Raw genomic sequence first — 278 nt, 5'->3', positions numbered from 1 at the left:
ATTCTATATGGCCCGTTTTAGGGTTTTTTACTACTTTTTGTATTTTACCTTCAATGCGTTTTACACCTAATGGCTCTGAAAATTCACGTAAAAACTGCGCGTAACGCGTGGCATCCATATGGTAGGCATAGTTAATAGGGTTTTGCTGATTAAACGCAAACTTACCGGCTTTAGCCGCTTGCAGCTCGTAGCAGTAATCGCCAAATGGGTTGTTTATTCCAAGTGCTTTACCTTGCAGCCAAAAGTGATGAAATTCACCCGCCCAACATTCTTTGCCC

1 protein-coding gene is annotated in these 278 nt (G+C 42.1%); it reads right to left on the bottom strand.

Annotation, left to right across the window (positions count from 1 at the left end; genetic code table 11):
• Nucleotides 1–278, bottom strand: a 278-nt coding sequence (locus AAEZ18_RS18725) for a tryptophan 7-halogenase (RefSeq protein WP_352255902.1), incomplete at both ends; no start/stop codon positions are given.

Origin of the sequence: Pseudoalteromonas sp. 19-MNA-CIBAN-0066 (genome assembly GCF_040308705.1) — a bacterium.
GTDB lineage: Bacteria > Pseudomonadota > Gammaproteobacteria > Enterobacterales > Alteromonadaceae > Pseudoalteromonas > Pseudoalteromonas nigrifaciens.
Note: the sequence above shows the minus strand (reverse complement) of the source record. Positions and strands in the feature narration are given on the sequence as shown.